Source organism: Bradyrhizobium sp. Kon69 (assembly GCF_055807515.1).
The window spans coordinates 1-238 of the sequence record NZ_JBVVOS010000565.1; the positions used below are offsets into that span (position 1 = coordinate 1).

Below are 238 nucleotides of genomic sequence, written 5' to 3' on the forward strand. Positions count from 1 at the left end.
GGCAGAAACACGGCTTTACCGTGCTGCTGGTCACCCATGACGTCAGTGAAGCCGTGGCGATTGCCAAAGGTTTTCGATCAGTTGCTGCATCTCGATCCGTGTCAGGGCATCCAGCGCACCCAGCGGTTCGTCAAGCAACAGCAGACGCGGCTGGTGAATCAAGGCGCGGGCCAGGGCGACGCGTTGCTTCTGGCCACCGGACAACGCCGCCGGCCACTCATCGGCGCGCTCGGCCAGG

General features: G+C 63.9%; 1 protein-coding gene. It reads right to left on the reverse strand.

What is annotated here, in order from left to right; all coding sequences use genetic code 11:
* Positions 1–42 precede the first annotated feature (42 nt).
* On the reverse strand, positions 43–238 hold a 196-nt coding region (locus AC0L3U_RS40170; RefSeq protein WP_473365237.1), incomplete at its 5' end, for an ATP-binding cassette domain-containing protein.